Origin of the sequence: Neokomagataea anthophila (assembly GCF_018122595.1) — a bacterium.
GTDB classification, from domain to species: Bacteria; Pseudomonadota; Alphaproteobacteria; order Acetobacterales; family Acetobacteraceae; genus Gluconobacter; species Gluconobacter anthophilus.
In genome coordinates, this window is sequence record NZ_JAGRQH010000003.1 from 179136 (window position 1) to 204421 (window position 25286).

The window sequence follows — 25286 nt, forward strand, 5'->3', positions numbered from 1 at the left end:
CTGTGCGCGTTCAAAATCAAGGATGCGGGTCATGGCGGTAACGTCTCTGACGTTGCCTCTGCGTGTTTTGCGCCGTTGGCAACAACGCACGAGTGCGCTGGAACTGGCCCTCCTCGTTCTCATGGTTGCGTTGGCGCTTGCTTTAACGCCTGAGCATGTGAGGCCGGTTCATTTTGCTGGATATGTCTCAGATACGGGGACGTTAGGGCGTAATATTGGTCTGACATTGCTGCGCGTAGTCGCGGTGTTTGTCTTTGGTATTCTTCTGTCCCTGCTGCTTTCAGGCTTAGCGTGTCGTTTCCGTTGGTTTCGACGGATATTGATACCGTTTTTGTCTGTGGCGCGGGCGGTGCCGGGCCTTGGCCTGATTGGGCTCATGGCGTTTGTTTTGCCATCGGGTTGGGCAATTATTACGGTTGCTGTTTTTAATATGCTCTGGCGCGTGACAACGGCGATTATGGATGGGACGGACAACGTCCCACCAGCACTGGATACCGTGGCGCGTGGCCTTGCCATGACGGCGTGGCAGCGTTTCTGGCGGGTGAGCTTTCCGGTTTCTATTCCTTTAGCGGCTGATTTGTTTTCGCGTTCTGTGCCCGGTGTGTGGTTTCGCCTTTTGGGAGCCGAGGCAGGTCTCTGCTTTATCGCCGGTGGGCGTGGAAATGGTGTTGGTGCTTACGCTTTAGAGCAGGTTTTGGCCGGGCGGTGGAGCGCGTTGCTGTGTGCTCTTTTAGGCTGTGTCGGGCTTATTATCCTCATTCAACAGATATGTGTTGCTCCATTGTTAGGATGGGCTGAGCGCTACCGTTTGGGTACCGGGCGTGTTGAGGTAGCAGCATCGCCACGGTCTTGGCTGCTCCGCTTGTGGCGGAATAGGCCGTTTCTTAGTCAGTTGAGCGAGGCGGTGCACGAGAGCGTGGCTGCTGTTGGAAACTGGCGTTTGGGTGGGGTATCGCGTGAGCGTAATGTTGAAATGCGGATTGATCGGCAGCATTTCCGTGCCGTGCTGCCAGGTTTAGCCGTCGCGTTTTTTGGCGCAGTTCTCCTGCGGCATGTGCCGTCTCTCCCTGTACGTGTTGCTGTTATGGAAATGGGGCTGACCTTTATTCATGTATCTGTAGCCCTAGTATTGTGCTTGATGGTCTGGCTGCCAGTGGGGCTTGTGGTTGCATCTTACCGCTTGAAAAATGGTCGTATTGAGCGGATGGTGATGAACAGTTTGGTCTTGTTCCCTGTTATTTTATTATATCCGTTTTTTGATCTTTTGGGGCTGACAAACCCCATTTTGCTTTTGTGCTTGGGAGGCTTGGGCCTTTATGGGCGTACGGTTTTAGATGCGGTACGGGCTATTCCAGCGCCTTTGGTGCAAACGGCACAAGGGTTAGGTGTTAAAGGTTTGCTGTTGTGGAAACGCTTGGTCCTTCCAGCAACGGTGGCGGATATTGCTGGTGGTCTTTTGCTCGCGGTGGCGCCGCTGTGGAACGCTGTCATTGTTGCGGAATCCTTGGCATCATCAGGGCATGGGTTGGGTCGTGCATTGGTTGCGGCTGTATTGGTCGGTGACCTTCATGCGCAGATCTTATTTTTAATGTTGCTGACTTTGCTCTCTATGCTGTTTGATCGTCTGATCCTTCAGCCCCTCGCGGTATATGCCGCTCAGAAATATGCGTTCCGATGATCCAGCCACTTCTTCGCCTCCATGAATGCAGCCAAACCTATGACAAAGACAGCGCGACAGAGCTTGTTGTGTTGGACCAAGTCAGTTTTGAAGTGCGGGAGGCTGAAATTGTTGGGCTTCTAGGGCGATCTGGGTCTGGAAAGTCGTCTCTGTTCAAGATTATGAGCGGACAGATGGCGCCAGCGAAAGGCGAGGTTTTTTGGCGTGGTGTGCAAGCCAAGGGTCCCTTGCAGGATGTGGCAACGGTTTTTCAGTCTGGTGCATTATTCCCGTGGCTAACCTTGCGTCAAAACGTTGAATTGGGGTTAGAGGCGCGTCGTGTCCCGCGCGTACAGCGTGAAGATTATACGGATGATGCGCTCGAAGTGATGGGGCTTGAAGGGTATGAAAATGCATATCCTAAAGAGCTGTCAGATGCCGTAGGGCAGCGTGTATCGTTTGCTAGGGCTTTAGCGCTTAGGCCAGAGGTGCTGCTCTTAGATGAGCCGTTTTCTGAATTGGATATGCTCAGCGCCGAAAATTTGCGTACTGATTTGATTGAGTTATGGTCTGAGCGGCGCTTACCGTCTTTGCGTGCAATGGTGCTGGCCACGCACGGTATTGAAGAAGCGGTTTTGATGTGTGACCGGATTTTGATTTTCTCGTCTAGTCCGGGGAAAGTGACGCATGAAATAGCGGTTCCCTTCCCGCACCCACGGAATCGTGAAGATGCCGATTTTCGTTTATTCGTGGACCAAATTTATAGCCTGATGACCCGTCGTGCGCCGATTGTATCAGAGGTGGATAATGCTCCGGCACATACCGCTGCACCGGCTCCTTCTGTGCAGATTGTTTTACCTGATTTGCCGGTTGAGGTGTTGGTGGGGCTTATGGAGGTGTTGGGGGCGGACCCGCTTTTTGGGCGTGCTGATTTGCCAGAGTTAGCCAAGCGCTTGCAGATGACCTTGGATGAGTTGTTAGCGCTAGGTGAGTCGTTGCAGCGTTTAGAGTTGGCTGAGTTAGAAGATGGGGACATCCTGTTAACGGATGGTGGTCGTGCCTTTGTAGAAGGTGATGGTGATGCACGCCGCGATACAATGCGGACGGCTCTTTTGCATCATATCCCGTTGTTACGCTCTATTCGTTCAACCTTAGATGAGCGCCCGGCTCATACTGTAGATGCGGCGCGTTTCCGTAAGGAGTTGGAAGAAGCGATGTCTCCCGATTATGCTCGCCAAACGCTTAGCACAGCGATCGGGTGGGCACGTTATGCTGAGCTTCTGGATTATGATGAAGAGGCGGATCGGTTCTATCTTGATGATGAAGAATAGCTGCCACAACAGCATGTTGTGGATGTTTCTCTAGAACTGATCGTGTTTGTGCTCTGAAGGTACTGACCTTTCACGCTGTCGGTGATGCGTGAAAGGTGCTTTCGTTGGAGTTGAGCAATTCCGCGTTATGCGGGGTCTGGGCTTTTTAAGCGGTCACGGTAGAGCTTCCGCGCTTTTGCGACTTTGGGTGCCACGACGGCAGCGCAATAAGCTGTTTGTGGGTTGCGGGCAAAGTAATCGAGATGTTTGGCTTCAGCGGGCCAAAAGGTTGCGGCATTTTCAATAGAGGTCACGATATCGTTGGGCCATAGGCCCTGCTGAGTGATCTCGTTCAGTACCTCGTATGCGGTTTGTTTTTGTTCTTCTGTGCCGAAAATGACGGAACGATATTGTGTACCGACGTCATTGCCCTGTCGGTTGAGTTGCGTGGGATCATGCGTTGTAAAAAATACGCGCAGGATATCATGCAAAGAGATTTCTGCCGGGTCAAAGAGGACATTTACAACTTCTGCATGGCCGGTTTGGCCTGTGCATACGGCCTCATAGCTGGGGTTCGGCACGTCGCCACCCGCATAGCCCGGATTGGCAGAAATGACGCCGCGTAGGCTAGTATAGACGGCTTCCACACACCAAAAGCAGCCAGCACCAAGGAGAATAGAAGACGTCTCAGCCATTGTTTATGCACCTCATCTAGAAGGGTAAGGCCTTGCATATAGGAAGACCTTACCAAGCTTACACCCTTTTATAGGGTAAATTAATGAATCACGGGTAACCACACAGCACTGGCATGGTCCCCACCACGGTACAGTGTTTGTGTTGCGGCTTTGTAGTCTTTGGGTTGCGCGTTGAAGATGTTGGGGACGAAAGTTTGTGGGTTACGGTCATAAAGTGGGAACCAGCTAGACTGTACCTGCACCATAATACGGTGCCCTTTATGGAAGATGTGATTTACCGCAGGAAGTGTGAAGCGATAATTTTCAATACGTCCAGTTGGGATGGCAGAAGGCTGGCTGAAGCTTTGGCGATAGCGGCCACGGAAAATATCCATCGAAATGGGGAGTTCATAGCCTCCCATCTCAGGGCGATCTGGTGTGTGTGCAGGTAGCACATCAATAATTTTCACGACGAAATCGGCATCTGTGCCTGTGCTTGAAGCATAGAGATCTGCTGTTGGTACGCCCGAAACCTGTACATCTGCATCAAGAACAGGAGTTTCGTAAGTGAGAACATCCGGCCGAGATTCTGCAAAGCGTTGGTCCTGAAGCAACCATGTCTTCCACCGTGGGTCCTCTCCCATAACGTAAGGGCGCGGTAAGAATGGCACGGGATGTTCTGGGTCAGAGATGTAGCTGTCTGAGCCGGGCAAGGTCCGTGCAAATGACAGGCTGTGCTCTGGCTGTAGATATAGGCGTGTGCCGTATTGTGGGCAGGTTGTGCCGCATTCAGGAAGCCAGTTCCGGAAATGGTTCCAGTGGTTTTCACCAGTATTGTAGATAATGGCTTCATCCAGCTTAGGGTCGGGGCCATTTTTGAGGTAGTGGTCAAAGAAGGGCCGCATGACGTTTGCGCGGTACCATAGCGCGGTATCGCCGTCGAAATGCAGTGGGCCAAGTGTAGAGCCATCATAATTGACGCCACTATGACGCCATGGCCCCATGACGAGTACATTAGGCACGACCGGATGTGTGGCCTTGAGTGCTAGCCATGAATGAATGGCCCCCCACATGTCTTCCTGATCCCATAGGCCTTGTTCCCAAATGGTGGGGACCTTGAGAGGGTTCTGCGCTATGAGTTTATCAAGCGCCTGATCTTGCCAGAAAGCATCATAGGCAGGATGTGCTTTTACACGTTGCCAGAATGGGAAATGATCAAGCCCAACGCGCGTGGCGAAATGTCCCGTTGAGCCGTCTTTCAGAAACTCCGTGTAATCATCAGATTCTGTACGCGGAATGGATGGACCCGAACCAGGAACGCTCATTTGCATGGTGAAATAATCTAAGCTGGCTTGTCGGAAGGCACCGTAGTGGAACCAATCATCTCCCATCCAGCCATCAACCATAGGGCTCTCTGGCGCCGCTACTTTGAGCGCGGGATGCGGATGTAATAAAGCCATGACCACGGTCCACCCTTCATAGGAAGAGCCGGTCATGCCAACCTTGCCGTTGCTTTCTTTGACGTTTTTAACCAGCCAATCAATCGTATCCCAAGCATCGGTCGTGTCATCGGTCTTGGTAGGATTCAACGGTCCGATGGGTGGGCGTGTCATGATATATGCGCCTTCAGAGCCATATTTGCCCCGAATATCTTGAAACACGCGGATATAGCCCTCCTCTACGAAAACCCCATCACCTTGTGGGCAGAGAGCGCGCATTGTAGGGGCATTTGGCGTGCGGTTTAGGCGACTAGACGCGTCATATGGCGTACGCGTGAGTAGGATTGGTGCGTTTTTGGCACCTTTTGGAATGACGATGACAGTGTGCAGTTTAATCCCATCACGCATGGGAATCATAATGTCGCGGCGAATATAGTCTTGGCCATCGGTTGGTAAGGTAGCGTGAGGGGTAATATCATTCCCTGTTTGAACCATGTCAGGAGTAACTGGCGCAGAAGGTGCGGCGTGTAGGGTTGAAAGTGCCGTTCCAGATAGGCAGGCAAGGGCAATGGTAGCGCATAGGCGTGATAGTGAGCGCGTCATATATAGGGTCACTCCGTATAAAATCGCGTGATTCTGCGTCTATCATTTCGTTACGGCAAGGGGTTTTGCGAAAGCTTTGCATTTCTTTCGCGGGCTGGCGTCTTAGCGTTTGTTTCGCTATGGAATGGGGCAATTATTGTTAGGAAAGTCTTTCATGCCTGCTTATCGTTCCCGTACCACGACACATGGCCGTAACATGGCGGGTGCCCGTGCCCTCTGGCGGGCTACTGGCATGCAGGATGGGGATTTTGGTAAACCCATCATCGCTATCGCCAATTCGTTTACGCAGTTTGTTCCGGGTCATGTCCATTTGAAGGATATGGGGTCTTTGGTGGCATCTGCTGTGGAAGAAGCCGGCGGTGTGGCGAAAGAATTTAATACCATTGCCGTGGATGATGGGATCGCAATGGGTCATGGGGGAATGTTGTATTCCCTGCCCTCCCGCGAACTGATTGCTGATTCTGTTGAGTATATGGTGAATGCGCATTGTGCTGATGCGATTGTGTGCATCAGTAACTGTGACAAGATCACGCCGGGCATGTTGATGGCGTCTTTGCGCCTGAATGTCCCGGTTATTTTCGTGTCTGGTGGGCCGATGGAAGCAGGCAAGCTGAATGGTCCTTCCATTAACCGTAAGCTGGACCTTGTGGATTCTATGGTAGCAGCCGCGAACCCGAATGTGACGGATGAAGAATCTGCCGCTATTGAGCGTTCTGCCTGCCCGACATGTGGTTCATGCTCCGGGATGTTCACGGCTAACTCCATGAACTGCCTGACGGAAGCCTTGGGTTTGTCGCTGCCGGGTAATGGTTCATTGTTGGCGACCCATTCTGACCGTCGTGAGTTGTTCTTGCGTGCAGGTCGTGAGATTGTTGGTTTGGCACGGCGCTATTATGAGCAAGATGATGCGCGGGTCCTTCCTCGCTCTATCGCAACGCGTGCGGCGTTTGAAAATGCCATGACGCTCGATATTGCTATGGGTGGCTCTACCAACACGGTTTTGCACCTTTTGGCTGCCGCCCGTGAAGGCGAAGTTGATTTCCATATGCAGGATATTGACCGCTTATCACGGCGCGTTCCGAACTTATGTAAGGTCGCTCCTGCACGGAATGATGTGCATATGGAAGATGTTCACCGTGCCGGTGGTATCCCCGCTATTTTAGGTGAGTTGGATCGTGCAGGTTTGCTGCATACGGATGTGAACACCGTTCATGCTCCGACGATGGCTGATGCTCTGGCGAAATGGGATATTATTCATGGCGATGAAGAAGCACGGCATATGTTCAGCGCTGCGCCGGGCGGTGTAAGGACTGTTCATGCCTTCTCGCAATCAAGCCGCTACAACGCACTTGATCTGGATCGTGAGGAAGGCGTGCTGCGTGATCGTGCCCATGCTTTCTCGCAAGATGGTGGATTGGCCGTTTTGTATGGCAATTTGGCGGAAGACGGCGCGATTGTGAAAACGGCAGGTGTGGCGGAACATATTCTGACGTTCACGGGGACAGCGCGCGTTTTTGAAAGCCAAGATGATGCCGTTAGTGGCATTTTGGGTGGAAAAATCGCTGCGGGTGATGTGGTCGTGATCCGCTATGAAGGCCCTAAAGGCGGCCCCGGTATGCAAGAAATGCTGTATCCAACCAGTTACTTGAAGTCTAAGGGCCTTGCTGAAAGCTGTGCTCTGGTGACGGATGGACGCTTCTCAGGCGGTAGCTCTGGCTTGTCCATTGGGCATGTTTCTCCGGAAGCGGCCGAAGGTGGCTTGATTGGATTGGTGGAAGATGGTGATCCGATCGTGATCGACATTCCGAACCGCGTGATGAAGCTGGATGTGCCAGATGCTGAGATCTTAGCGCGTCGTGATGCGATGAAAGCACGCGGTGATGCAGCATGGACGCCTAACCGTGAACGTGTTGTGTCCCGTGCACTGCAAGCGTACGCGGCAATGACGACGAGTGCCGCAAATGGTGCTGTGCGTGATTTGTCTCAGATTATTGTAAAGACCCGCGGTTAATCAGGGTTTCAACGGTTCGCTCTAATATGGGCGAACCGAGTATAAGCGCATCGTCATGGCCAATACCGGGTACAATGACGATGTGCCAGCCAAAAGTTGTTTTGAGACGTTGCGCCTCATTTTGCCCGGCATTGTAAGTATTGATGCCGCGTTGAAGGCGGTTTGTCCCCTCGCCTTCAATATCGGCTTGAGCATCTCCGCTGAATGATGCGCTCTTTGTGTCTTTGCTGCCCAATAGAAAAATGACAGGACGAGCAAGATAAGCGTTTAAAGCTTTAGACGCATCATCTTTGTTCCATGACCCTGCAAAACCATACGGCATAGCGATGTTGATTGTTGGCTCTACGGTACTGCCCGGATTCATTAAAATAATACCGCGCTCAGCGCCTATTGTGTAGGCGGCTACACGATTGAGAAATTGAGCGCCAGCGGAATGACCGATCAGAATGATGGGTAAGTCTTGCTTGGCAAAGTGCTGTGTCCATTGCTCCAATGGAACGATGAGGCGTGTTGCGGAGGGTTGCGTCGTATTTTCGGGGAAGCCGCCGCGCTGGTAAGCTCTTGGTGGATAGGTTTTTAGCGGAAAATAAGGCGCTACGATGAGGCTGCAACTTTGCTGCGCAAGCGGGATACTCTCATCACGAAATGCACGATAATCACGGTTTTTAGAGGCAAGTACGATGAGAAGAGCGCGTGGTGTGCAACCTGATGGGATGTAATATGCAACATCAAGAGTATGGCTAGGAAGTATTGCTTTGGTCGTACCCTCTTCCGCTGCGTAAAGCGGCGGAAGATAGGTTCCGACGATCATCAATAGTCCGGTCACCCCCTTCGTGATCCAATGCTGTGTGCGGCGAATACAGGAAGCAGGTGGCTGAACCATGATATATCCTCAGTGCATGAGGGTGGCGGGCTGGGCCTGAAGTGTTGTTATGCCAATCGTGAGTGAGCGGCCTGCAAGCGTGTGAGGTCGCTGCTGAAGCTTTCAAGACGTTGACGGTTTTCATCAACGACTTCCGGCTTGGCACGGGCGATAAAGTCAGCGTTGCCTAGCTTGCGTTCTACCTTGGTGATTTCACCTTCGATGCGCTTGATTTCTTTCGCAAGGCGCGCGCGCTCGGCGTCCAGATCAATCAAACCGCCAAGAGGTAGGAAGATGGTCGCTTCATCCAGCACGATTTGCGCGGCATGGCGTGGGGTTTCGCCCTCAAGCACGGATACGCTTTCCACACGTGCCATGCGGCCAAGGGCTTCATTCCAGCGCTGTGCGCGGGCAAGGTTTTCAGCTGTGGCATCCCGCAGAAGGATTGGTGCTTTTTGTGCGGGGGGCACGTTCATTTCAGCGCGAACTGTACGGATTTCGCTGATCAGACGGATGAGCCAGTTGACTTCTGCGCGGCTCTCTTCGGCCCCCTCAAGGGCAACAGGTGTGGGCCATGGCATGGTTTCAAACGCGCCTGCATAGCCAAGTTCTTCCCACAGTGTCGCAGTCGCGAATGGGATGACCGGCTGCATCATGCGCAAGATCAGGCCGAGAACATAGGCGCTGACCTTACGGATTTCATCACTTTCAGCGCTGTCTTCAGCCAAAAGAGGCTTCGCCAACTCAACGAACCAGTCACAAAAACGCGTCCAGACAAAGCGATAACAGCTGCCAGCATAGTCATCGAAACGATAAGCTTCGAGAGCACGGTTGGCTTCGGTAATAGCGTCATTCGCTTCGGACAAAATCCAGCGGCCGAGGCTGCTTTGTACGGTGGTCGGAGCAAAACCCTCAACAGGTTTTGCGCCATTCATTTCGAGGAAACGAGCAGCGTTCCACAGCTTGGTGATGAAGCCGCGATGCTCCTCAACCTTCTTTTTACCGAGCTTAATGTCACGGCCCGGCCCAGTGCCCGCACAAATGGCGAGGCGCGTTGCATCGGCACCATATTCTTCGATCAGTTCGAGGGGATCAATGCCGTTCCCTTTGGACTTGGACATTTTTTGCCCCTTCTCATCACGGACAAGGCCGTGAATGAGAATGGTCTGGAACGGCACATCCTTCATGAAGTGCAGGCCCATCATCATCATCCGGGCAACCCAGAAGAAAATGATGTCAAAGCCGGTGACAAGAACGCTGGTTGGGTAATAACGGGCCAGAGATTCTGTGTTTTCGGGCCAGCCGAGTGTGGTGAAAGGCCACAAAGCAGAACTGAACCATGTGTCCAGAACGTCCTCATCCTGCGTGATGGTAACGCCCTCACCGGCTTTTGCTTGGGCTTCTTCTGCTGTTTCGGCCACGATGATGTCACCGTTATCGGTGTACCATGCTGGAATACGGTGACCCCACCAAAGCTGGCGAGAGATGCACCATGGCTGAATGTCACGCATCCACGCGAAAAACGTATTTTGCCATTGGCGTGGCTCGAAGGCGACCTTCCCGCTTTCTACGGCGTCAATCGCAGGGCCAGCGAGCGTTTTTGCATCGCAATACCACTGCCATGTCAGGCGTGGTTCTACGATGGCACCGCCACGCTCTGCGTAAGGCACTTGCAGCTTGTGAGGTTCAATTTTTTCGAGCCAGCCAAGCGCTTCGAGCTCGGCAACAATGCGCTTACGTCCCTCTTCCCGGCTGACGCCCTGAAGGGCTTCCACAAACGCGATAGAGGATAGGTTATCGACGTCGCGCAGTTCTGAGCGGACTTCGTCAATGCACAGACGAGCAGATTCGTCTAAAATCGTAGGTGAAGGCAAATCATGACGTTTGCCGACTTCAAAGTCGTTAAAGTCATGAGCTGGTGTGATTTTAACCGCACCCGTTCCCTTTTCTGGGTCTGAGTACTCATCCGCGACGATGGGGATACGGCGGCCTGTGAGCGGAAGCGTAACATGTTGGCCAATATAGTCTGCGTAGCGCTCATCTTCTGGATGAACGGCAACGGCAGAATCCGCGAGCATGGTTTCAGGGCGTGTCGTTGCAACGGTGATGGTGCGGCCATCATCCAGTGGGTAACGGACGTACCACATGGAACCTTTGGTCTCGCGGTTCTCAACCTCAAGGTCAGAAATCGCGGATCGGAAATTGGGGTCCCAATTGACTAAGCGACGGTCACGGTAAATCAGTCCTTCGCTGTGAAGGGTGACGAACACTTTACGGACAGCCTGTGACAAGCCCTCATCCATCGTAAAGCGCTCACGCTCCCAATCAGCAGATGCGCCGAGTTTGCGGAGTTGCTGGATGATGGTGCCGCCGGACTCTTCTTTCCAGTCCCAAACGCGTTTGACGAATGCGTCACGCCCCAAAGCGGTACGGCTGATATTTTGTTGATCGAGCGCACGCTCAACCACCATTTGGGTGGCGATACCAGCGTGATCAGTACCCGGCTGCCACAGCGTGTTGAACCCGGTGCCGCGCTTCCAGCGAATAAGAATATCTTGGAGGGTAAAGGTTAATGCATGCCCAAGGTGGAGTGTGCCTGTGACGTTTGGCGGTGGGAACATGATCGAGAAAGCATCACCAGGTGCTTTCGGGTCAGCATGGAAGACCCCGCTTTTCTCCCAGCGGTCATAGAGGCTGGTTTCGTGGTTGGCTGGAGAAAAACTTTTATCGAGCATGATCGTCCGTTGTCGTGTTGAGTAACGCTAAGAAAGCGGAAGCACTTATCGCTGTTGGGCCATAAGGTCGATACCTTAAAGGCATAACCTGATGGATTAAGGTATCAGACTTTAGGGCGCAGACGTGCAATTTCAGCGCGCACCATATCTTCCACCATGGAGGGTAAGTGCGTGTCGAGCCATGTCCGCACCATTTCACGGACTTCGCCGCGTACGATATCTTCTACTGTGAGGGAGCCTTGAGAGGAAATCGGCATGTCTTTGGGTATGGCGGACGCAGAAGCTTGCGCAAACTGCCCTTTGAGGTCGTTGAAAGAGCGTTCAACGGCATCGGATGTCAGTTTGCCCATCATGCTGTCATGGTCATCATGTATGAAAGAAGTATCCATTTCATTCTCTTTATGCGTAGCAGGCTCTAGGTGTTCAGTTGCGGGTGGATGGATCATCATAGATTGATCCAAAAGCAGCTCATCATTCACGGTATCGCTCATTGTTTTGTGGTCTTTAGACGTTCTGTCGTCATGCAGGATCTTGCGAATAGTGTGGAGAACATCATCCATAATTGTGACCCTGCATGGTTAGGCGCGATCCGTTTTGTTAGCGCCCTGGCTGGTTTTGTGCGTAGTCTGAAATACCCCAAAGACGATTTTTTACCGCATTATAATAGGCTTTTTCGTCATAAAGGGGGACGCCAATTTTTAAGTCTGCAGCAGTCAGGCGACCGATAGCCGCGGCTACAGAATAAGATGACGTTACGAGCGTGGAGAGGTCCTGAACAAGGGCTTGTTGAGCAACAAGGAGTGTCTGCTGTTGCTGCAAGACGGCAAGCGTACTCGTTGTGCCTAACAGAGCCTGGCGTTCAACCCCACCCAGAGCAATAAGATTAGCTGAGATAGCGACGCGGTCTGCTTGTACGGCAGCTTGGAGGGATGTCATTTGCTGCCAACTAGATGCTGCTTTTTGCAGTGCTGAGCGGCGCTGTACGTCAACTTCACGGTGGGCTGCTTGAGCTTGTTGACGGGCACTACGGATGGCTGAGTACTCAGACCCACCTTGGTAAATGGGGATCTGGAACATGATCATCCCCGCTTTATTATCCATTGTGGAATTTGCGTAGGCTTGATTGCGGCTATGTTGGTACAAAAGCTGCGCCGAAACTTTCGGCATAATGGCAGACATTTGGACGGAGACATTATCCTTTTGGTTTGCTTCTACGAAGAGTGAGGAAATGACGTCAGGGTTGTTCTCAGCAGCAATCTGAAGGGCTGTTTGCTCTGTTTTAACCGGGAGATTAAGGGGTTGAGGTGGGAGCAAGTTAGGTGGAGCGGCAATACCAACGATTTGAAGGTAAACAGCTTGTGCGCTTTGAAGGGTGCCCTCTGCTTGTCGTGTTGCGGCATTGGCACTGGCAAGAGCGGCTTCTGCTTGAGCGACGTCGGTGCGTGTAATTTCACCGATATGGAAGCGCTCTTCTGTAGCGTTTAGCTGTTGTTCAAGAACGCGTTGATTGTTTGTTGCGAGTTGCAGAAGCTGTTCATCTTTAATGACGTCAACATAAGCTTCAACCACACTCATGAAGACTTGCTGTTCTGTACTGATTAAATGCGCGCGCTCAGCCAAAACTTGGTTTGTTGCGGCGTGTGTGCTCGCGACGGTTTTACCGCCTTGGTAGAGAGGTTGGTTAATCGTAACACCGCCGGAGAAACCGGGTGTATTATAAGTGCTAGAGCTACCGGTCATGAGGCCTTGGGGCCCGTAGGCCGTATGCCCGTCATAATGTGTAAGCTGCGCCGTACCTTGAATCGTAGGCCGCCAACCCGCGAGAGCTGTTGGTACGCGCTCATCCGTAGCCCGCAAACGTGCGCGCTCTTCTTTTAAGGTTGGATTGGTCAAATATGCTGTAGCGAGAGCATCTTGCAGCGTATGCGGCACAAATGTCGGAGATCCACTGCCGTCATAATTTTGCGCTAATGCCGTGCCGCTCAGTAGCATCATAGCACTGCAGCTAAAGCCCAGTTGGGCAAACACTGCTTTCTTACGGAGAAACTCTGAGCTCATGAAAACTCCTCACGACATTATATGCGTTACATGCAGTGCTGAAATGGTTCAGGCACCATAGCCTGTGTGACGCAGAAAGAAAAATTTGTTCTTTCTTGCATGTAGGGTCTTGACCAAACGGTGCTGAAAGAGGATACAGCACGGGTCTCCGAGGTCCGGTGGCAGAATGGCTTATGCAGCGGACTGCAAATCCGCGAATGTGGGTTCAATTCCCGCCCGGACCTCCAAGACACCTCCCCTATTTACGAATAAGCTTCAGCATATGCTGCCGCTGCGCCGAAGAGGCCTGGTTGGGGATGTGTGATGATCTTTACAGGGATCTCGCTCATCATGGCTTCAAAGCGGCCTTTAGCGACAAAGCGTTCTGCAAAGCCGGATGTGCCAAGAATATTGGCCAAGCGCAGGCCAAGCCCACCTGCAATCACAACGCCGCGTGCGCCATGTGCGAGTGCGAGGTCACCTGAGACAGCGCCAAGGCTCAGGCAGAAACGTTCCAGCGCGGCAGCGGCAATCGTGTCTGAACCTTCCATTGCGTTTTGCCAGAGCGTACGGTTATCCCGCAGTGTAATCGGGAGGCCTTGCTGTTCAGCAATGGCTTCATAAAGATTGCTCAGACCCGGCCCTGATACGATTCGCTCAGCGGAGACACGGCGAAAGCGACGACGTAATGTTTTGAGGATACTGTCTTCTACGTCATCAAGTGGTGGGTAGTCTAAATGTCCACCTTCTGTCTCCATAACGAAGTATCGGTCATCACGACGTAAAACACATGCGGCACCGAGACCAGTTCCCGGTCCTACAATGCTAATGGTCCCTTGCGTTGGCAGATCGACTTCCGGGCCACACAAGTGCTGCATATAGGTGGAATCAACTTGTGCAACGGCATGGCCGACTGCGCCAAAGTCATTCACCAGTACGAAGTTATCGAGATGAAGGCGGGTTTTGAGTTGGCTCGGTTGGATGATCCACGGATTGTTGGTCATCTTTAAGATTTCACCAGCAATCGGACAGGCTACCGCGATACCTGCTTCACGCGGCAAGGGGCGAGCGATTTGACGGCTAAAAGACTCCCATGCGAGGGCTAGGCTTGCATGTTCAGCGCATTTTAAAGTGACTTCCTTTTCCAAGGTAACCACTTTTCCTTCGGCGACGGTCGCAATAGCAAAGCGTGCATGCGTACCGCCAATGTCGACTGTGACGATTTCCTTCATGAAACCGCTCCTCATCTCAAATCAATCCGATCCCTATTAAAAGGGAGCACTGCCAGCAGTTGCGCACGACTCCGCCGCCGTCAAGGTCATGTGTCATTGCTTTTAGAATTACGTGGAGTCTGTTTCACGGTGGAAAGCCTTAAAAGACGGTGAACAATTGGACGTGGTAAATGGCTTTCTAGAAAGGCGAAGACGGCAAATGGCCATGGAAAAATGAGATGTGCTTTCTTGCGCATAATGGCGCGTTTAATTTTCTGTGCTGCTTTTTGTGGTGTGACCAAAAATGGTAGATGACCGCTCAGGCGTTGGCTCATAGGTGTATCCACATAGCCGGGAGAGATTAGCGTTACGGAGACATGGTGCGGTGCCATAGCGGCGTGCAATGCTGTACTGAAGCGCGCAAGCCCGGCTTTAGAGCCGCTATAGGCTGTTGACATAGGAAGATCATGAAAAGCGGCGACAGATCCTAAAAGAGCGATTTCGCCTCCCTGGCGTTGTGCCATACGGTTTGCCATTTCAGTGGCGAGTGTGGCGGGGGTTGTGAAATTGACCAAGCATAGCTCTTTGACGAGAGAGGGCTCTTCGGTCAGTGCATTTTCTTTGCGAATATCGCCCAACCCGGCAGCGAGAATAAGGCGTGTGATCGGTGTTTGGGTATCGTTGGCGCGCAGTTGCTCTAATGCGGCCTCTGTCTCTGTCAGGTCAAGACTGTGGCATTCTGTGGTAGCACCTCGCTGAGCGGCCTTCTGTGCGACCTGAGCGAGGCGGCTTTGGCTCCGCCCCCACAAAATCATATGGGTTCCGGGCCGAGCATATTGTAAGGCGAGAGCTTCTCCGATGCCGCTGGAAGCGCCAGTGATAAGGGTTGTTTCAGAGGGAAAACGGGGTGTTTGTTGCATTGAGAAGCAAAACTTCATGGCTAAAGAGAAGAAAGAAGATAGAAACTTATAGCCTTGCTGTGCAAAAAAGCCCGATCTTTTGTGCCATTATGGCCGTGTTTGACTGAGTATAAGGTTTTTCATGACGTCTGTGCCCTCGCCTGCTTCGCCTCCGGATAGTCTCGTTATTCGTCCTGTGGTGAATAAGCGCCATATCCAAACATTTATTACTCTGCCGCGGCGCTTATATGCGGGCATGGCCGGCTATGTTGCTCCGTTGGATATGGAGCAAAATGATTTATTAAATCCACGTAAATCCGCTGTTTTTCGGCATGCGCGTATTCGGTATTTTTTAGCCTGGCGTGGCAAAACCCCAGTGGGGCGTATTGCGGCGATTGTCGATCATCGTGCGCTTGAGCATTGGGGGCAGGCTGTTGGGTCTTTTGGTGCCCTTGATTGTGTTCCTGAGCAGGCGGTCGTGACAGCCCTGTTAGGGGCAGCAAAAGCATGGCTTACTCAGCAGGGTATGCAGACCATGCGTGGTCCTGTGACGTTGAGCGGTAATGGTGAGTCTGGCCTTATGATTGAAGGCCAAGACCAGGCTGTCATGGTAGGTATGCCTTGGCACCCCGCAGCTTTAGGGAAGTTGTTTGAAGCCGCAGGCTTGGTGAAGACGGAAGATTTGTTGAGCTACCGTTTGGAGCTGGATGAACATACGGAAGAAAAATTTCGTGTTCCGGGTGATTTAAAAATTGGTGAAGGCCGTTTAGGGGCTATCTCTGTTGCGCGGTTATCGCGCAGTCAGATTGCATCACAAGGCGAGGTTTTGCGTCAGCTTTATAATGATGCATGGGAGAAAAAATATAATTTTGTCCCTCTGCAAGATTATGAAATGGCGGCCATGATTGCGCAGCTTAAGCTGGTGTTAAAGCCTGAACATTATGTACAAATTGACCAAGATGGTGTGCCTGTGGCGATGGCGCTTGTGGTCCCTAATATCTTTGATATTGCGGGAGATATGAATGGTTCGCCTTCCCCGTTGGGTTGGGTTCGCTTGGGGACACGTTTGCTGCAACATCGCTTCCAGTCGGCACGTGTTATTTTGCTTGGGGTTACACGGCGCTTGCAGGGTACGATGTTGGGAGCTTTGCTGCCATCTTTGGCCATTGCAGAGCTACTCCGCCGTCGGCACACCCTGCCCTATCGCTGGGTCGAGCTTGGCTGGATTCAGGAAAGTGATACCGGCATGAAAAATCTGGCGGAAGCAATTGTCCCGGAGCCGTATAAGCGGCACCGTTTATACGAAATGTCGTTACAGCAGGCTGATTAATGACCGGACTGGTGCTGTCTGAGCTTGTTCTTGTGTCTGGCTCAGACTGGCAGCAGTGTATGGGCGCTTAGAAATGCTGCCAACCAGCTTTCTCAAACGTGATGGTCTGGCCCGTAGCATCATGGATGTGTACGCCTTGCCCGTTATGAGCAGTGCCGATACGCGTTATAGGGATATTATGAACGGCACATATTTGCTGCAATGCGTCAGAATGTTCGGCGGGCACGCAGAGTAAGAGTTCGTAATCATCCCCTCCGCTGAGGCGACGTTTGAGATATGTCGGGCCTAGGGCTGCAGCGGCAGGGGATATTGGCACAAGATCTGCGTTGATGCGCAGCATGACGCCTGATGCACGGGCAATATGGGCGCAATCCTGCACCAGCCCGTCAGAGATATCCATAGCCGCGCTGGCAATGCCGCCAAGGGGTAAATGAACGCGGGGTAAGGGCAAGTGGTAACGTGCGCTTAATGCACCGTCAGGGTCGGTAATCTTGCCTTGCAGCGCCAGAAGGCCGAGGGTTGCATCCCCGATTGTACCCGTTACCCAGACATCATCTCCCGGTCTGGCACCGTTGCGGCGTAACGCCAGATGAGGATGTACGCCTCCATAAATGGTAGCGTTGAGAACTAATGGTCCGTTAATAGAGGTTGTGTCCCCTCCTAGGAGTGGGATGCCATAATGTTTTTGGTCTTCGGCTAAGCCTCCACAAAATGCGGTGAACCATGCCTCCGAAAAAGAGCGGTCACGAGGTAATGTGAGGTTTAGGGTATAACCAAGGGGTGTTGCCCCCATTGCTGCGAGATCTGATAAATTGCAGCGAAGAAGTTTCCGGCCGAGTGTTCCTACCGGATCATCTGGTAGGAAGTGCACATTCTCAACCATTGTATCGGTTGAAATGGCAATAACTTGCTCTGGAGGGGGCGTGAGGAGAGCGCAGTCATCGCTGAGGTCCAACGCGGCATCCCCCGCAAGTGGACGGAAATGACGTTCGATAACGTCAAACTCTCCCATGCTCACGCGGGGTACCTCCAGAGTTGTTCAATAGGGTGTTGTTTATTCAGGCGTAGATGTTTTCTTGCGGCTTACGGCATCGAGGAGACCATTCACCATGCGCGGTTCATCGCCTGAGAAGAAGCCGTGAGCAACATCCATATATTCGTTAATGACGATACGTTCAGCCGTGTCCGTCTTAAGAATTTCGTAGGTACCTGCCCGTAGGAGTGCACGGAGAACGGGGTCAAGACGGGTGATCTGCCATGTTGAGGGCAGTGCCGCAACGATGATTGTGTCAATTTCGTCTTGGTTCCACGTCGTTTTGCGGACGATGTCTTGAAACAGTTTCAGGTCAGCGTCGGGGATATGGCCATCTTCAAAAGACGCTGCTGGCGTGATCTGGCGGTGACGGATGAATTGGTCAACGACTGTTTCGGCATTATCTCCAGATTGCTCACACTGGAATAAGGCTTGAACAGCAGCAACGCGGGCAATGGTGCGGCTGCGGCGTGTCGGGTTTTCAGATGGGGTCGTCATAGTGTCTCCTCACTGGGCCTGTCTGGCCCGTGTCGTCTTTAGTCTGAACAGTTTATGGCGTTTCGTTTTTTGAGCGCCGTTCTTTTGCTGGGGGCGCTTGTACAGCATGTTTTGGTGTTCGTAGAAGTTCTTCTGCGCTGGGGAGTGGGTTCATATCGGCTAAAATCTTTGAAAACGCCTCGACCTCTCGAAAATCACGATAAACACTAGCGAAGCGGACATACGCTACGTCATCGACCGCACGCAATGCGTCCATCGCAAGTTCACCAATCCTTTGAGAGGACACTTCGGTCTCGCCAGAGGCTTCAAGCAGCCGAACTAGTCGAGTGACGAGTTGCTCTTGCTGCTCTTCTTCTACCGGGCGCTTACGGAGTGCGACGCGAATCGAACGTGCTAACTTGTCACGGTCAAAGGGAGCACGGCGGCCATCCGCTTTTAGGACGGATAATTCGCGCAACTGGATACGCTCAATCGTTGTGAAACGCAGTTGGCAGCCAGAGCAGACGCGTCTTCTGCGAATGGCGGTGCCGTCTTCACAGGCGCGACTGTCCTTAACCTGAGTGTCTTCATGTCCACAGAATGGGCAGTGCATGATCGATCCTGTGCGTGCGGCCTTGTTTGCCCTCTTAAAGCGGTTCACTCTAGAGTAAGAATGAATTTGCTCCCTAACGGGATTTTACGAGGGTGTTCCCATTGATTAAAAGTCTGATACGTCGTGATCGGTTCTGTGTATGGGGCGTTTGCTTGGCTTTGGCTAGTGCTATGACCATAGCTAAAGCAGAACCTGTAGCACAGAATAGCGCACATATCGTGGTTTCGAATGGCACTTTGTTGCCGTTGCCATTGAGTTCAAGCCGTGCGGCAGGTTTTTTTTCGCTGACGAATAATGATGCAACCGATCATTTGTTGAAGGGGATTACATCCCCTTTTTGCGCTTCGATCATGGCGCATCATACGAAGCAAGAGCAAACGGTTGCGACAAATGATTTGTTCACGCATCTCGCATTGCAGCATAATGCGACCATGGTTTTCCCGCGTGATGGGTATCATTTAGTATGTTTGGGGCTGCATCGTTCTTTGCAACCCGGCGATAAAGTGCCGTTCACTTTCTTGTTTCTGGATAGTCCAGATGTGACGGTGAATTTCACGGTTGTTCGGTAAAATTTTATGCGGTTTTTGCGCTTGCAAGAGTGGCTAAGACCGCATCCCCGTAGCGCTCTAATTTCGAGCCACCGACCCCTTTGATCTGTGCGAGTTCTCTCCGGTCTTGCGGTAGAGCGAGAGCAATGTCTTTTAAGGTGGTGTCATGAAAAATGACATAGGGTGGAATTTCTTGTTCGCGTGCTTCGGCCAAGCGCCATTGGCGTAAGGCCGAAAATATGTCGCGTGCATGGTCAGGCAGAGTATCCGCCACGGGTTCGCTTGCCCCTTGGCTGAGGGCACGTTTTTGATCTTGGCGTAAGCGTATCTTCTCTTCTCCGCGCAAGATTGGGCGTGCGATGTCTTTTGTAAGGGCTAAAGCGCCGTGTTCTCCATGAATATGGATGGCACCGCGCGCAATAAGCTGCCGGATCACGGCGCGCCACCATGTTTCGCTATGCTCTTTGCCAATCCCAAAAACGCTTAAGGTATTAAACGCATTGCGCTCAATGGTTTCATTCGTTTTGCCGCGGAGCACATTGGCAATTTGCACAGCACCAAAGCGTTGGTCAGTGCGATAAATCGCTGAGAGAACTTTTTGTGCTGCCTGTGTACCGTCAAAGGTTGAAACAGGGTCGATGCAGTTATCGCAATGGCCGCAGGGTTCAGGCAAATGTTCATCAAAACATGCTAGAAGAGCACGTGTACGACAGCCTGTGGTTTCTGTGAGCGCAATCATGCTTTCAAGGCGGGCGCGCATAATGCGCTTTTCATGGTCGGGGGCATTAGACTGATCAAGCCAGTGCCGTGCCCGGGCCATATCTTCACCGCCGTACAGAAGTAACGTGTCGGAGCGTTCACCATCACGTCCAGCACGGCCAATCTGTTGATAATACGCCTCAGGAGAGGACGGCATATCAAGATGTATCACGCAGCGCACATCTGGGCGGTCGATCCCCATGCCAAAAGCAATTGTCGCAACAATGACCATATCTTCGCCTGATCGAAAGCGGTGCAGTGCGGCACGCTTTTCAATGGCGGAGAGGCCAGCATGGAATGGAAGGGCTGTTAACCCTCGGTCCCGCAAGGTTTTGGCAACACGCTCTGTTCTGTTTCGGCTTCCGCAATAGACGATGGATGCGCCGTGCTTATGGTTGTCGAGTGCTTCAAGAAGTTGTTTGGTCTCCCCGCCTTTGGGCTGTGCTTCCACAAAAAGATTAGGTCGATGAAAGCTTGCCAACAGTATTTTGGCGTTGGGCATTCCGAGCACATTGAGGAGGTCATCGCGTGTACGTGGGTCTGCCGTTGCGGTTAACGCCATGCGGGGGACGTTGGGGAAAAGATCTGGGAGTGAGGCTAAACCACGGTATTCAGGCCGAAATTCATGCCCCCATGCGGAGACGCAATGGGCTTCATCAATTGCGATGAGGGAAATGTGATAGCGCGCGAGAAAAGCGCTGGTCGCAGGTTGTAATAAGCGCTCTGGAGAGATGTAGAGGATGTCGATTTGCCCCGAACGCAAATCGTGATGCAACTGCTCTCGTTCTTGTTGTTCAAGCTCTGAATGGAGGGCCGCCGCACGAACGCCGACTTGGCGTAGGCCAGCGACTTGATCATCCATCAATGCAATTAGTGGGGATACAACGATCCCCATACCAGGTCGGCAGAGCGCGGGAACCTGATAACAGAGGCTTTTCCCGCCTCCTGTTGGCATAAGGACGAGGACGTCCCCACCATCCATGACGGTTTGTACCGCCTCACCTTGTAGGCCACGAAAGCCTGTAAATCCAAAGATGTCTTTGAGAATAGTCTCAGGAGTTTGAGGAGAAACGGTATCCGTCACAGAGTGTCCCGGAGGTTAGAGGCCGGGAATGATGGTGATGGACACGCGGCGATAAGCAACGTGTGAAGCATCAACATCAGTGTCCGGCTCAGGTGTTAACGTAATTTTGGAAGCGTCAACGCCATCGGCTGTTAATTCAGCCGCAACGCTCTTCGCGCGGTCACGAGCAAGCTGTTTAAGTGTATCTGGGTCACCTGATAGACCAGCAGAGCCAGCAACGCGGACGCTTAGCGCATGCTCTTTTTGTGCAGTATGCGCTGCTTTGGCGACAATCTCTTTCGCTGTTTGGTTCATGACCGCGTCGTCACGGTCAAAGAATACCACGTAGCTGTCCCGGTCGGTGGAGGAGCAAGCGCCAAGGGTTGCGGTAAGTGCCAAGGCTGGCAAAACGCTGCGAGCCAGAAAACGGCGAGAAGACAAGAAAGTACGGACCATGATCATGTGCCTCATGTTGAGGGTGGTGTGTAATACCATCGTGCAGGCTCTTCGTGCCTTTTCCCTGCGTGCGGGTCAACTAGCTTGAGAGATGATCTTTCCGTTCTCGAGTGTCCAGATACGGTCCAATTGCTCAACGCCGATAAGGCGATGGGCAATGAGGATCATGCTGCGCTGCTCATCAAGTGTGTTGAGGGTTTGCAGAAAAGCGCGTTCTGTATCTGCGTCTAGACCGGATGCGGGTTCATCAAGGATGAGAATGGGAGCATCGGAGAGGAGGACGCGTGCTAAAGCGATGCGACGCCCCTGCCCGCCGGAGAGTTTTGAGCCGCTTTCACCGATCCATGTATCGAGCCCATCGGGCAGATTGCGGATTGTCGTGGCGATTTGAGCCTGTTCGAGAGCGTTCCATAGTGCATTGTCATCGACATCCGTCCTGCCGAGGAGAAGGTTCCCGCGGACTGTATCGTCAAACAAATGGCTTGCTTGTGAAAGCCATGCAATTTGACTGCGAATGGCGTCGTCCGGGATATCAGCGATATCTGTACCGCCAAGCAGAATATGGCCAGATGTCGGGTGTGCAACTTTGAGCAGAAGGGCTGCAAGGCTAGATTTTCCGCTCCCTGAAGGGGCAATCAGTGCAATACGCTCACCATGTCGTAAGGTAGCATGTGCGTTATCAAGAATCAGTGGCCCCTGCTCTGTCCAGCGGAATGAGAGTGATTGGAGTGTTAGGTCCCGGCCTGCTGGAAGCTGCTTTGTGGCGTGGTTGGGTATATGGCTCTGCTTTGTAACATTGATAATACGATCAGCGGCATGAATGACTTTGCCCGTGAGTAAACCCGCTTTAGACAGACCACTGATGTTTTCAAAAGCTGTCAGTGCGACAAATAATCCCGTAACTGCGAGGATTGGGGCATGACTGCTTGGGAAGATCAAACCTGTTAAGACGCACAGCGTGATTCCAATGCCGACTTGCCCGAGCAGTCGGGCAAAGCCTTGCATGAGTGCCATGCGTAGGTGGAGAGCGTCTTGGTGTTTAATCAGTATTTCTTGGCTTTGTGTGACGCGACTGGTCAGGATATCTTCTGCCCCGAATGCTCGTGCTTCACGTAGGCCTGTAGTGAGATCAAGCGCAGCGACACGCAGGTTTGACTCGGCTTTTAAAATATCCGGTCCAAGGGTTCGTGCCTGTTTGCTGGCCAGAAATGGCAGCACAAATGCCATGATAGCGAAGATACTGCTCATGATGATGCCAGCTGTCATGCTGGCACGGCACCAAACATAGGCTGTGAGTGGTAGTGTTAAAGCTGCTGAAGCCAACGGTACGATAATGCGGAGATAGAGATTGTCGAGTGTTTGAACATCGCCGACTAAACGTGAAAGCACATCACCAGAGCGTTGGAAGCCTAGACCTGCAGCGGCCCCTTTGGCCAGGCGTTGGAAAAACCAGACGCGTAGATCTGCCAAAGCTTTGAACATGGCGTTATGGGTGCTGTAACGATCTGCGTAGCGTAGGATAATCTGAGATGTCCCCGCAATTTGTAGGAGAAGCGTTCCAGCACTGACGCCAATGGCTGCGGCGGTTATGCGTTGACCGGCTTTTCCCATCATAATGAGGCCAGCACAAACGGCGAGTTCTGAAAGGATCAGCCCAAGAATGAGGCGACCATAATGAGGCCGCCATAGGCGGATGATGCGCAGCAATGATGCTGAAGAATGAGATGACATTGTGCGCCTTACGCCCTTTCCGCCTTAGTGAGCAATGATGTGTTTTTTGTAAGAAAGAGGTGTTTGTCGGAGACGTTTTTCGCTTGTTCTGAGTGTGTTGACATAATGACGGTACGCTGCGCGATGAGTTTTTTGAGGCTTTGGAGGATGTCTAATTCGGTTGTTGGATCAAGGTGCGCGGTTGGTTCATCGAGTAAGAGAATAGGCGCATTTTTGAGGTAAGCACGTGCAATGGCAATACGCTGTGCCTGTCCACCAGAAAGACCAAAACCGCCCTCTCCAATCAGGGTCTCAAGGCCATGCGGCAGTGAGGAGAGGTAGTGATCTACGGCAGAAAGGCGTAAAGCCTCTTGGAGTTCATCTTCAGTAGCCTCTGGTCGTGCAAATAAAATATTTTCACGAATACTGCCTGCGAAAAGAATAGGTTTTTGTCCAATCCACGCGATGATGTTTGATATATTCCGCGGTGGAATGGTGTTAATATCCTGATCGTTCAGCAGGATGCGCCCAGAGTTTGGTTTAATAAAGCCGAGTATTAGCTCGATGAGTGTTGATTTTCCGGCGCCACTTTCACCGTTTAGTATGAGAGTTTCTCCAGGTTGAAGCGTAACGTTTAGGTCAGTGAAGACTGGCGTACGCGCTTCGTTCCACGAGAAGCTGACATGCTCAATCGTGAGCGTGTAATGTTGAGCGGGGTCGAGGGGCTGTATATCGGGAGAAGAAGAGCTTTCGATTTCGGAGAGTTCTGCCATACCCTCTGCTGCTGCTGTTGCGTGCGCTCGGTCCTGATATGCAGCAGAAAGTGTACGGAAAGGCGCAAAGGCTTCAGGCACCATGAGGATAGCAAAAAGCGCTTTTGTAACTGAATCTGTTGCACTTAGGGGGGAAAGTGTATGGATTTGGGTGATAACGATTAGGATGAGAGCCACGACCATTGCGACATCAGTTGTCGCAGAGGCAAGGAACGCAATGCGGAGGACTTTCATCGTACGGCTTCGTAAATCATGAGCGCTTTGTGCAAGTGCCGCGGCTTCTCTCTCAGTCGCACCGGATAAGACGATTGTGGCGATGCCTTTGATGCGATCAAGAAAGCGCGTTTGTAAGCGCGTCATAGCCAAAAATTGACGCCGTGATGCAATACCGGTTGCGATCCCAAAAACCGCTTGGAAAATCGGCAATGATAGACAGCACAAGGCTAGAACGAGGCCGGCACGGTGGTTTTCGATACAAACAACGAAAACAACGATCCATTGCAAAATGAGCCATAATGCGGATGCTGGGACCCAACGGCTGAAATATCCATCTAACGCTTGAATGCGGTCTACAATCAGGCTCGCAATAGTGCCGCTATGCTGTGTGCGTAAGATTGCTGGCCCGGAGAGAGTAATGCGTTGCAAAACGTCACGCAGTAAACGGCGCCGCGCGGTTGTTCCAGCACGCATGGCAGCAATTTCTTGTAAAATTGCTAAAAGAGTGCGGAGGATGGCTAAAGCAAAATAGGCCTCTACCCAAGGGAGGGTGCCCTCAAGAGGCTGTGTCAGCGTGATGGAAATGACGTGCGCCAGTGCCCATCCCTGCCCGATCGCTATAAAGGTCGCTACAATGCCAAGGCCAGTGCAGACTGCTGTTTGGACGCGGTTTGCTTTTCCCTGCGCCTTTGTCCAGCGTTTCGTGATGGATTTATCGCCGCTCATAATTCCTGTGCATATAGGCTTCTGCCCTCAAAGGTGACAGCTTATTTTTAATTATGAAGATTTTTTTTGTTTGATCCATATCTTTGGGGTGGGTGTTGATTGTTGAGGGCGCGCAATGTCGTTGTGGATGGTGGAGGCTCAATG

At 52.2% G+C, this 25286-nt stretch carries 20 protein-coding genes and 1 tRNA gene; 6 read left to right on the forward strand and 15 right to left on the reverse strand.

Annotated features, from left to right (window positions below; genetic code table 11):
• Positions 1-31: 31 nt before the first annotated feature.
• Positions 32-1678, forward strand: coding sequence for an ABC transporter permease subunit (locus tag KB213_RS06070; RefSeq protein WP_211681272.1), 1647 nt, complete (start codon positions 32-34; stop codon positions 1676-1678).
• Positions 1675-2988, forward strand: a complete 1314-nt coding sequence (locus tag KB213_RS06075) for an ABC transporter ATP-binding protein (protein WP_211681274.1) — start codon at positions 1675-1677, stop codon at positions 2986-2988. The genes KB213_RS06070 and KB213_RS06075 overlap by 4 nt, the downstream gene beginning before the upstream one ends.
• Positions 2989-3113: 125 nt before the next feature.
• On the opposite strand, the gene msrA is transcribed toward KB213_RS06075, so the two are convergent.
• Both msrA and KB213_RS06085 read right to left on the reverse strand, forming a co-directional pair.
• Positions 3114-3662: a peptide-methionine (S)-S-oxide reductase MsrA gene (gene msrA, locus KB213_RS06080; RefSeq protein WP_211681276.1), complete on the reverse strand. Its 549-nt coding sequence runs from the start codon at positions 3660-3662 to the stop codon at positions 3114-3116.
• A gap of 80 nt (positions 3663-3742) precedes the next feature.
• Positions 3743-5683: a CocE/NonD family hydrolase gene (locus KB213_RS06085; RefSeq protein WP_211681278.1), complete on the reverse strand. Its 1941-nt coding sequence runs from the start codon at positions 5681-5683 to the stop codon at positions 3743-3745.
• A gap of 154 nt (positions 5684-5837) precedes the next feature.
• On the opposite strand from KB213_RS06085, the gene ilvD reads away from it, so the two are divergent.
• Entirely contained in the window at positions 5838-7694 is a 1857-nt protein-coding gene (ilvD, locus tag KB213_RS06090) for a dihydroxy-acid dehydratase (protein WP_211681280.1), read from the forward strand.
• Here ilvD and KB213_RS06095 read toward each other — a convergent pair.
• From KB213_RS06095 to KB213_RS06110, 4 genes are all read right to left on the reverse strand, one after another.
• On the reverse strand, positions 7672-8577 hold the full coding sequence (locus tag KB213_RS06095; RefSeq protein ID WP_211681282.1) for an alpha/beta fold hydrolase: 906 nt from the start codon (positions 8575-8577) through the stop codon (positions 7672-7674). The two genes, ilvD and KB213_RS06095, sit on opposite strands and share 23 nt — an antisense overlap.
• A 47-nt stretch (positions 8578-8624) precedes the next feature.
• Positions 8625-11291 (reverse strand): valine--tRNA ligase, encoded by a 2667-nt coding sequence (locus KB213_RS06100; protein ID WP_211681283.1) that lies wholly within the window; start codon positions 11289-11291, stop codon positions 8625-8627.
• 104 nt (positions 11292-11395) lie between these two features.
• On the reverse strand, positions 11396-11851 hold the full coding sequence (locus KB213_RS06105; protein WP_211681285.1) for a DUF2497 domain-containing protein: 456 nt from the start codon (positions 11849-11851) through the stop codon (positions 11396-11398).
• A gap of 37 nt (positions 11852-11888) precedes the next feature.
• Positions 11889-13286: a TolC family outer membrane protein gene (locus KB213_RS06110; protein ID WP_249110344.1), complete on the reverse strand. Its 1398-nt coding sequence runs from the start codon at positions 13284-13286 to the stop codon at positions 11889-11891.
• A gap of 215 nt (positions 13287-13501) precedes the next feature.
• Here KB213_RS06110 and KB213_RS06115 point away from each other — a divergent pair.
• Positions 13502-13576: transfer RNA gene (locus tag KB213_RS06115), tRNA-Cys, on the forward strand.
• Between the two features lie 15 nt (positions 13577-13591).
• Here KB213_RS06115 and glk read toward each other — a convergent pair.
• Positions 13592-14560 (reverse strand): glucokinase, encoded by a 969-nt coding sequence (gene glk, locus KB213_RS06120; RefSeq protein ID WP_211681289.1) that lies wholly within the window; start codon positions 14558-14560, stop codon positions 13592-13594.
• Between the two features lie 86 nt (positions 14561-14646).
• Positions 14647-15459 (reverse strand): SDR family NAD(P)-dependent oxidoreductase, encoded by an 813-nt coding sequence (locus KB213_RS06125; protein ID WP_211681291.1) that lies wholly within the window; start codon positions 15457-15459, stop codon positions 14647-14649.
• Positions 15460-15580: 121 nt separating this feature from the next.
• On the opposite strand from KB213_RS06125, the gene KB213_RS06130 reads away from it, so the two are divergent.
• Complete coding sequence (locus tag KB213_RS06130; RefSeq protein WP_249110302.1) at positions 15581-16768, forward strand: hypothetical protein; 1188 nt, start codon at positions 15581-15583, stop codon at positions 16766-16768.
• 67 nt (positions 16769-16835) lie between these two features.
• Here KB213_RS06130 and thiL read toward each other — a convergent pair whose 3' ends face one another.
• The 3 genes from thiL to nrdR are packed head-to-tail and all read right to left on the reverse strand — an operon-like array spanning position 16836 to position 18891.
• Entirely contained in the window at positions 16836-17780 is a 945-nt protein-coding gene (thiL, locus tag KB213_RS06135) for a thiamine-phosphate kinase (RefSeq protein WP_211681683.1), read from the reverse strand.
• A 42-nt stretch (positions 17781-17822) separates the two neighbouring features.
• A complete protein-coding gene (gene nusB, locus KB213_RS06140) occupies positions 17823-18299 on the reverse strand; it encodes a transcription antitermination factor NusB (RefSeq protein ID WP_211681294.1) in 477 nt (158 codons plus the stop codon).
• Positions 18300-18351: 52 nt separating this feature from the next.
• Positions 18352-18891, reverse strand: coding sequence for a transcriptional regulator NrdR (gene nrdR, locus KB213_RS06145; protein ID WP_211681297.1), 540 nt, complete (start codon positions 18889-18891; stop codon positions 18352-18354).
• Positions 18892-19061: 170 nt separating this feature from the next.
• Between nrdR and KB213_RS06150 the strand changes: the two genes are divergently transcribed.
• Entirely contained in the window at positions 19062-19460 is a 399-nt protein-coding gene (locus KB213_RS06150; RefSeq protein WP_211681299.1) for a copper chaperone PCu(A)C, read from the forward strand.
• 4 nt (positions 19461-19464) lie between these two features.
• Here KB213_RS06150 and recQ read toward each other — a convergent pair whose 3' ends face one another.
• The 4 genes from recQ to cydD form a co-directional block, all read right to left on the reverse strand.
• The gene (recQ, locus tag KB213_RS06155) at positions 19465-21282 is read right to left on the reverse strand and encodes a DNA helicase RecQ (RefSeq protein WP_211681300.1); all 1818 of its coding nucleotides are present in this window, start codon (positions 21280-21282) and stop codon (positions 19465-19467) included.
• Between the two features lie 15 nt (positions 21283-21297).
• Complete coding sequence (locus tag KB213_RS06160) at positions 21298-21717, reverse strand: OmpA family protein (protein WP_211681302.1); 420 nt, start codon at positions 21715-21717, stop codon at positions 21298-21300.
• 75 nt (positions 21718-21792) lie between these two features.
• Entirely contained in the window at positions 21793-23448 is a 1656-nt protein-coding gene (cydC, locus tag KB213_RS06165) for a thiol reductant ABC exporter subunit CydC (RefSeq protein ID WP_211681304.1), read from the reverse strand.
• A gap of 8 nt (positions 23449-23456) precedes the next feature.
• Positions 23457-25142, reverse strand: a complete 1686-nt coding sequence (gene cydD, locus KB213_RS06170; protein WP_211681306.1) for a thiol reductant ABC exporter subunit CydD — start codon at positions 25140-25142, stop codon at positions 23457-23459.
• Between the last annotated feature and the right edge of the window lie 144 nt (positions 25143-25286).